This window comes from Acinetobacter sp. SM1B (genome assembly GCF_003289665.1).
Classification (GTDB): domain Bacteria; phylum Pseudomonadota; class Gammaproteobacteria; order Pseudomonadales; family Moraxellaceae; genus Acinetobacter; species Acinetobacter schindleri.
In genome coordinates this window covers 1-9473 of sequence record NZ_QMBM01000005.1, presented here as the reverse complement: position 1 = coordinate 9473, position 9473 = coordinate 1, and the positions used below count along the sequence as shown (strand labels likewise).

Annotated in this window: 2 protein-coding genes and 2 pseudogenes; 2 read left to right on the top strand and 2 right to left on the bottom strand. The window is 42.3% G+C overall.

From position 1 onward, the window contains the following. Positions 1–33: 33 nt before the first annotated feature. Positions 34–2358, top strand: a pseudogene (locus tag C8322_RS14745) (DUF5801 repeats-in-toxin domain-containing protein); the annotation flags it as partial. A gap of 3477 nt (positions 2359–5835) precedes the next feature. Here the strand turns inward: C8322_RS14745 and C8322_RS14740 are convergent. Then, the gene (locus C8322_RS14740; protein ID WP_373869196.1) at positions 5836–5934 is read right to left on the bottom strand and encodes a hypothetical protein; all 99 of its coding nucleotides are present in this window, start codon (positions 5932–5934) and stop codon (positions 5836–5838) included. A gap of 495 nt (positions 5935–6429) precedes the next feature. Between C8322_RS14740 and C8322_RS14735 the strand changes: the two genes are divergently transcribed. Further along, positions 6430–8829, top strand: a complete 2400-nt coding sequence (locus C8322_RS14735) for a hypothetical protein (protein WP_416224417.1) — start codon at positions 6430–6432, stop codon at positions 8827–8829. A gap of 330 nt (positions 8830–9159) precedes the next feature. On the opposite strand, the pseudogene C8322_RS13700 reads toward C8322_RS14735, so the two are convergent. Continuing rightward, positions 9160–9294 (bottom strand): annotated as a pseudogene (locus C8322_RS13700) (IS3 family transposase); the annotation flags it as partial. Positions 9295–9473 lie beyond the last annotated feature (179 nt).

Genomic DNA, 9473 nt, shown 5'->3' with positions numbered 1-9473 from the left:
GGGGTAACCACAACAGGTAGTCTGGTTGTACAAGTGATTGATGATGTTCCAACTGCTGTGAATGATAGCAATAGCATTCCTGTAGGTAGTTTGGCAGTAGTTACTGGTAATGTGGTCAGCAATGACACGAAAGGTGCAGATGGCGCACGAGTAACTACAGTAAAAGCAGATACTGCTAATGGGTTAGATGTCACGATTGATCCAGTTGGTAACTATACGGTTGTTGGTAAATATGGCACATTAACGATCCATTCTGATGGTAGTTATAGTTATGCACGTAATGCAGGTTCAGCTGGTGGTGTAAGTGACGTATTTACTTATACTTTAACGGATGGCGATAACGACACATCAACAGCACAATTGACAATCAACATTGCTGATGCAACCCCGACCAGCACAATACCAACGGCTGGTGGTGCAACAACGACAGTCTATGAATCTGGTTTAAATGATGGTACAGAAGCTTCAACCAATAAAGAAACCACCAGTGGCACAATTAGCTTTACCTCTCCAGACGGTCTGGCAGTCAGTGATGCAATCAAGCTGGGTGGGCATACTTTAACTACCACGAATCAGACCTTTTCAGATGGTCTAACTGCGCGTTATGAATACAATGCAGCAACTGGAACGGGGACGATTTATTATAGTTATACCTTGCCTGCAAAAACGAGTGGCGATAATACAACAGCTACTTTCGCTGTTGAAATCAAGGATGCTGATGGAGATAGTGCAACAGCAGGGAATTTGGTCATCAATATTGTTGATGATGCACCAATCACCGTAGCGGATACAGGAAGTGTTACAGAAGGCGCGCTTTTGACCAAAGATGCAGCCAGTGGTGTACTTTCTAACGACCAGTCAGGCGCAGATGGTTGGGCTATTGGTGGCGGTGTAGTCGGTGTTGCTAAAGGCAATACAGGTACAACTTCGAGTACTGGAGTAGGAACAAGCATCACAGGTGATTATGGTACGCTTACATTAAATGCCAATGGTAGTTATAGCTATAAAGCGGATCCAAACAAAATAACAGCCAATGTACAGGATGTATTTACTTATACAGTGCGTGATGCTGATGGTGACTTAAAAACATCTACCCTTACCATTAATGTGCAGGATGTTACAGTCAATCCATTAACTACAGTGGGTAGCGTACGTGAGGATGGGATCGATGCCAATGGTACTCAGCCTGCGGGAACAGATGCGAGTAGTTCTAGCAATATTATTAATGGTGATTTGAATCTACAGACGGGTTGGACAGCACAAGCAAAAACAGGCACTACAGCAAATGGAACGTATACCGTCAATTCAGATGGTACTTATAGCTTTACTTTAACTTCAGCAACCAAAGATTTAGCAGGCAATGAAACCAATAGCTTCACTTACACTGCTGTAGACCAATATGGCAATACGGTCACTAATACCATAACTATTAGCATTGTTGACGATAAACCTAAAATCAGTGAGAACGGTGCAAATGTTGGTCGTGTAACTGTTGATGAAACTAATTTTGTCTCAGGTTCTGTTTCTGCAACAGATGCTAATTTTGTCAAAGATGTATTCACCCCTGTGTATGGTGCAGATGGTCAAGCTACAAGTAATGCGTTGATTTATGCACTTAACATTAGTTCCAATGGTGTGGATAGCGGATTAGATACCACCAGCGGCCAAAATGTCTTGCTGTATAAAGTAGGTAATCAGATTGAAGGACGTGCGGGTAGTGCATCAGGCGATGTGGTATTTCGTATCTCCATTGATCCGACCACGGGTGCTGTTACCTTAACTCAATCAGAAGCACTTAAACATCCCGTGGGCGGTTCTTCTTATGATGAAAGTCTTTCTATCAGCAATGCAGGTTTAATTACCCTAACTGCAACTGCTACAGATGGTGATGGTGATGCGGTCACCAGTGATCCTGTTGCGGTAGGTGATCGTTTTATCTTTAAGGATGATGGGCCATCAATTGGTTCTGCGCCAGCAGTAACTTCTGTAGATGAAAAAGGTCTAGCGACAGGAAGTGAACCAAACACATCGTTACTCACCGCAGAAGGCAATTTGAGTGTGAGTTATGGTCAGGACGGTTCAGGTAATGGCGGTGGTTTAAGCTTTGCTGCAAATCAAACTGCTTTAAAGGCAGTGCTAGATAGTACAGGTAATAGCGGTATAAGCTTTAGTATTAATGCGGCAGGTAACGTACTGACAGCCACGCGTGGCGGCAGTGATGTGTTCAAAGTCACTTTGGATACGACTACAGGCAAATATACCTTTGAACTATTGGGTTCATTAAACCATCCAAGTCATACTACACCATTGAATCTGAATTTTGACTTTATTGCCAAAGATGGTGATGGCGATACGGCATCTGGTAGTTTCGTTGTTCAAGTGATTGATGATGCACCAAAAACTGAGATTGTGATCACGATGGATGAGGATCATAGTTATGGTCCGTTCACCACCTCAGCTGATTCACGACTTGAGAATATTACCATTCAGGATGCGAATGGTAATACCATTGCTGGAACAGATAACGGTAATGGAAGCAAAAGTTTCAGTGTTGCACATGGCACTGTGACTGTAGATGAGGCTGGTCGAATTACTTATAAACCTGCCGATAACTATAGTAACTATGATGGAAGCTCTTCGACCAGTCCCGATACATTTAAAGTACTAGTTACTGATGACAGTGGGCAAACCACAACAACCAATGTGACTGTAAATGTAAATCCAGTCGCAGATGCACCAAATTTAGCCGGAACAACGGGTGTGGGTGGTAATGTAACACTAGCAAATGTGACTACGAATGAAGATACGGCTGTTATATTGGGTCTGAAAGCACCACGTGTAATCGATGCTATTGATCAAAATGGCAATACAACAACGGGTGATAGCCCAGAACGTCTAGGCGTGATTACCTTAAGCGGTATTCCTGCTGGCGCAGCGCTCTTATCTGGTACTGATGCTACATTATTCACATCGAATGGCGGCAATATCTCCATTTGGTTAACCGATGTTAATCATCCGACTGATGAAACCAAACCAGCAAATGCTTTGGAGATGACGTCTGCTGAGTTTGAAGCATTAAAGGTTTTACCACCTGCGGAAAGTCATGCCAACTTTACCGTAACGGTAAGTGTAACCAGTTATGAAGTTAACGATAGCGGTACTAAAGTTTCTGGTGTTAACGGTGCAACCAGTACTGCAACAGTCGTGGTCAATGTTCAGGCGGTTACGGACGGTATCGATCTGAAAATTTCAGATGGCAATAGTTTTGTTGATACAAGCAGTGCAGCACCTGTGGTTCAAACCATTGCGGAAGATACTGCACTTAATTTGACTAATTTGTTGAAAGTGACATTAGCGACTACTGGCGATAACAACACGACTGCTGACATCGACGGTAGTGAGCAACGCTGGATGACCATTACGGGGCTACCAGAAGGTACAACCTTAACTGTAGGTGGACAGCCTCACACCATTACTGCAACAGAATCGTCGGATGGCTATCGAATAGACATCCCAAATAATTACAATGGCGTTTCACCAAGCTTACCATCGATTACAGTGACACCACCAAAAGACTTTAGTGGTGACATTAACAATATCCAGATCACGCTACATGCGCAGGACCAAGATAGTGATGGTGTAGGTAATGGGCCGACTACTGGAACTGAAATTACTGACAGTGTTTATTTAAATCTACATGTTACGCCAGTAGCAGGTGATGTCGCAGCAGGTGATGTTTCTACCAATGAAGACACAGCAGTTGCTTTCCTGCAAAATGTAAGAGTGACGGATACGGGTACTGGTACAGAAGTCATTACACAAGTCGCATTTGAAATTCCTACAGGCTGGCTAGTGACTGCTCCAAGTAATAATGGAGGGTGGAGTGTAAGTGGAGATGGTTCGAGTGGATCTCCATATACCATCACTTTTGACAATACCTTGAATGAAGTGCAACGTGAGGCTATCTTGGACAGTTTCACAATCTTGCCGCCAGCCAATAGCAGTAAAGATGCAACGATTCAACTTAATATTACATCAACAGATACTAATGGTTCTGATACAAATACCCAGACTAAACCACTTGATGTAAAAGTCACTGTAAATCCTGTTGCTGAAATCATTGGTAATATTCCTGGTTCAGGTGATTCTGACAACGATGGTACAGCTGACCTGACCATGACAGGTGGTCACACTTACACGACAGCAGGTGCAGAAGACACATGGTATACACTGGGTACTGAGAGTGGATTTAACCTTGCCAATGGCTGGACGAATCAGGACGCAGATGAACTGACTTATGCACATTTAACGCCTGAGTTAGTTTCAGGGGATAGCTATGCGACAGTCATCGGATCACAATTCAAATGGACAGTTTCTGGTGTTGACTATACTGCAACTTATACAGGCACACCAATTGATGTACCTGTTAGTGCATTGTCAACATTACAGTTCTTGGCTCCTGAAAATGTATCGGGTACCTTTAAAATCAAAGTTGAAGCTTATACAGTAGACTATGATGACAATGAAGAGACGGGTACACCAGCGACAGCAGTATCAGGTGAAGCTTGGTTAGAAGATATTATCATCGCACCTGTTGCTGATGGTATTAATACCTTGTCATTAAATGGTCGTGCGATTGGTTTGGAAGATACGCCAATCCCACTGTCTATTACGCCAAGAAGTTCTGATCCATCAGAAACCTTTAATATCACCATTTCAGATATTCCTGATGGTGCAAAAATTATCTATGGCGGCGTAGAACAAACGATTACTAACGGTTCAGTCACGATCTCTAACTTTAGTACATCTACGCCACTGACGATTACTCCACCTTTTAACAGCAATGTAAACTTTACCTTAAGTGTTACTGCGACGGCGACGGATGGTAGCTTCACATCTGCTTCATCTAGTCCGCTCTCTATACCTGTTACAGTTTATGGTGTAGCAGATACACCGACAATTACCTTAAAAGATTATGACAGTAATCAGTCTGGTGTACAGTCTTATACAACCACTGAAGCTAATCTGGATGGTACTGCCCAGCATAAAGTGTCACTCTCTAATTTGATTGAAAATGTTTCATCGATTGATAATACAGATGGCTCAGAAAGCTTTACCCTTCGTATCACTGGCTTAGCCAAAGATTTCAATCTGGGGGGACCAGCCACTGTTTTGGTCACTGGCACAGGTGAAGAACGTGTCTGGGTGATTAAACCAACAGATTTAAATCATGTATTTATCACAGTACCAGAGAATTACAGTGGCAATGTGAATTTCAAAGTTGCAGGCGTTTCTACTGAAAATGATGGTGATTCCAAAACTGGTGCATTAACTGACGTTAATTTCACAGTGACACCTTCTGCCGAAGCAGAAGCAACGACCAGAGCGACACTGGTTGAAGATGAAATTACGACCCTGAATTTTGGCATTGTTCATGTAAATGGTGACAATGACGAAACTTTGGGACATGTTTGGATTGCACAGGATCAGGCGGCAGGAGCAAACTATACTTTATATCTGGGTACTGGCACATCGGCTGTTCTTTTAAGTAATGCAGGCTTACCAACTGAAATGATTGATGGGAAGACTTACTATAAACTGACTGCTGAACAAGCTCAAACCCTTGCAGCTAAAGGTGGTGATCAGCTTGATGGTGATCAGGGCTTCTTCACTTATAAATATGAAGTGACCGATAATCATTATGGTTCGGTGCAAACCGCACCAGCGGACACGGTGGTTAAAGATGGAGAATTAAAATTAACGGCGAGTGCAGTTACCGATGCTGTTGAGTTATCTGTTACTGGTATTTCTGGAACAAGCAATACCACTTCATCATCAAATCAATATCCAAATGATGATGCTACTCCAGACACCGCAACACTGACTGCAACGGATACTGTGACCGTTAATCTGAACGTCGCTTCGATTGACCATGATGGCAGTGAACACGTGGTTCGTATCTTGATCGAAAATGTGCCAAAGGGTGTAACTGTACAAGGTGCAAATGTTCAACAGATAGGTGCTGGTACATGGGTACTGGTCTATCAGGCAAATAATGCACCTTCAATCGCACAGGGTGGTATTGATGTACCAGTCACTTTCAAGATTGGTTCCGACGCGGGTGGCTTAACAGACCATCCGATTAAGATAACTGTACAGACACAAGATCTAGGGTCTGATTTGACTGCTATAACAGACATCAAATCTGATTCAGTGACATGGTATCTAAATACAGATTTTGCTGAGGCTCCAGGCAGTAAAGCACCGCTTATTGACCAATGGCAATATAATGGTGCATCTGCTACAGAAGATACACCATTTAAATTAAGCGATGTGGTAGATCAAGCCATTACCATTCAGGATAATTCGGCAAGCAACTTGTTTACTGTCACCTTGAAAGATTTACCAGCAGGTACAATCGTCAATGGTATGGTACAAACCATGATCGATACAAATAATGATGGTAACCCTGATACCCCAGTATGGACAGCAAGTGTTACGGTAGATCCGAATGCCACTGATGCCCAAGCCGAAGCTGCTTTGCAAAATCTGTTAGAGAGTATTGTGATCACGCCACCAGCAGACTGGAATGATAATGGTCAATCTGGACGGTTCCATTTCGATGCGACACTTACGACTTCGGTCTTGGGTGGCGCTACCGAAGAGGCAACGATTCAAGACATGACGATTCCAATCGCTCCTGTGACGGATAATCCGATATTCACCATGTCTGGAGATAGTATGGTGGGTGAGGGTGCGACAGCAATCACAAGTTCTATTACACTCGACCCTGCCGATGGAAGTTTTGGTAAGGTTGTCGATGGTAAAATGTATGTGCAAGTCAATGCTGCTGATACAACCGATGCCATGGAAGGTGGTCAGCTATACATCACGGGTAGTACAACACCACTTGTTCCACAAAGTGTAGATATTGATGGTGATGGTACACCTGATGGTGAGTTCTACGTCATTGGCATTGGTGAAAATGGCGGAACAGTAGACTTAACGTATACCATGCCAAATGGTGAGAAAACTGTACCAGGTAAGGTATCATTTACTGCTTATGCAAACGTAAAAGAAGACGGTGCAGATGTTAAAGCAGTCAGTGTCACGGGTTCTGTGGAAGTTCAACTGACCAATAATGGTGTAAATGTTGTTTCACAAAACTTTATTGGTAATGAGTCAGAACTGGCAACTAAAGCCAATGCAATTGAGCTGACTGGTGCAGGTGGACTAAGCGTGAGTTTGAACGATTCAGATGGTTCAGAGTCTTATGGTGCAATTTTGCTATCTGATGTTCCAAATGGCTTCTTGGTTTATGTCGGAAATGATGCGGCATCCGCAACGCTTGCAAGTAATGCAGGTGGTGATGGCACAACCAACACTTGGGTACTCTCAGAAAGTGGTGGACTACCAGCTTATGTTGCGATATTACCGCCGATACACTGGAGTGGTACTGTTGAAAACTTACAGTTGGTTGTAACTTCTGGTGAAAGTAGCTTATCTCCTTTAACTGAAACCAAAGACATTGGAGATTTGGTGGTTAATGCCGTAGCCAATGGCGTTGATATCAAACCGACTCAAACTTTCGGTAAAGAAAATGAGATTATTCCACTTAACCTGAATGCATCGATGCATGATCCAAAAGTTTCAGAAGTTGCAAATGACAGCAGTACTGAAACTATGACCGTTAAACTCACAGGTCTGGGTCAATATGCCTCTTTTTATATCGATGGTGTACAGATTTCATCTAGTCAAATTACAGTAAGTGGAACTGGATCAAGTACGACTTATACCATTACAGGTTTAACCCAAAGCAATATAGATAAGTTAGGCTTTAAACAGGCGAAAGCAGCTTTAACTGATCAGGATTCAGCGACTACAGGTACACAAATCGGGGTAGAAGCATGGACAGTTGAAAGTGGTGCTGTAAATAGTGTATCTGATCCTGTTTCTGCGAACATTACTGTAAATATGACGGCCCAAAAGGCTACAACAGGTAATGATACCTTGCTATATACAGCAAGTAGTATTAATGCTGGAGCAGGTACAGATACGATTCAGCTCCGTTCTGGTGAAACTGTATCAGGTGCTACTTTGGCAGAAAATCTGAAGAATGTTGAAGTGCTGGATTTGTCTGTAAATGGAGCAAATAATATCACTAGCCTGACAGCATCACATGTATTGACCATGACTGATGCGGCACATACCTTGAAGATCAATGGTACTGCTGAGGATACTGTTGAACTTGGTTCAGGCTGGACACAAAGTGCAACCAATAATGGTTATGTGACATACACCAGTACCGTATCGGGTACGGCTGTCACTTTGCTGGTGAGTGAAAATGTTCATACCCAATCTGGAAATCCATTATCAGCGAGAAGCTTCAGCGTAGCTGAAACCAGTTCGGATGATGTGATTGTGGCCAAAGCGGGTAACGATACCATTACGACGGGTCAGGGTCACGATACATTGATTTATAATGTGCTAGATGCGAGTGATGCCAAAGCGGGGCATGGTATTGATCATTGGACAGATTTCGGTTTTGGTTCTACCGCAACAGATAGCAATGCCGGAACGATTCAATTCTCATCAGAATTCTTTAATGATTTGCTTAGTGATAGTGATTTGACATCATCTCATCTTTCACAAGTCGAAAAATTCATTAAGGTTGACTATGATGCAGCAACTGAATCTGCAACCGTGAAAGTAGATCGTGATGGTGAAGCAAATGGTTCAAATTATCAGGATCTTTTGGTCTTAGAACATCAAACTTCGAATGTAACGCTTGCAGAGCTGTTAAATAATCATCAAATTACGATTGGCTAACTTATCGTGTTGATGAATAAAAGTTGCCCCATCCGTGGGGCAATTTTTATGCTAGATGTGAATAATTTCGCTAAATCATTTAATGGCAAAACAAAATTCCAGTACAATGCTTGAGTTTTGATTTTCCTCATCATTATTATAGTCGTGAAACAATATCATGAATAAACGGGATGTATTAATAAAGACGAGTTTATGTTCACTTCTTAGCCTTTATATGCCTGAACCGTACCGGGTTTGTCGGAGACTTTTTTATTTAAGTTAGGCCACCTGACCTAACGGGTTAATCTTATAATCGTACATTGCTTCAAGCTCAAAAGACGATACATAACTCAGCGCATCAAGCACCATATCTGTATTCTTACGTGTTGATACTTTCCAGCCAACAATTGCACATGAAAAAACATCAATAATAAATGTGGTTTAGACCCAATCTGAATGAGTTTTAATATATGTGAAGTCAGCGACCTGAGATACCGTCTTGGTAGTCAATCAGGTTTTGAGATTATTCGGCTAATAAATAATCTCTTTGATAGGCAGTCTGATGTTTTAAAACGCTATAACACAGATCTCTGTACACGGCAAATTTCATAGGATCCTTGTCCTATCAGGCTTTTTCTTTCTTAAAATTGCTAGCACTTTCTTAA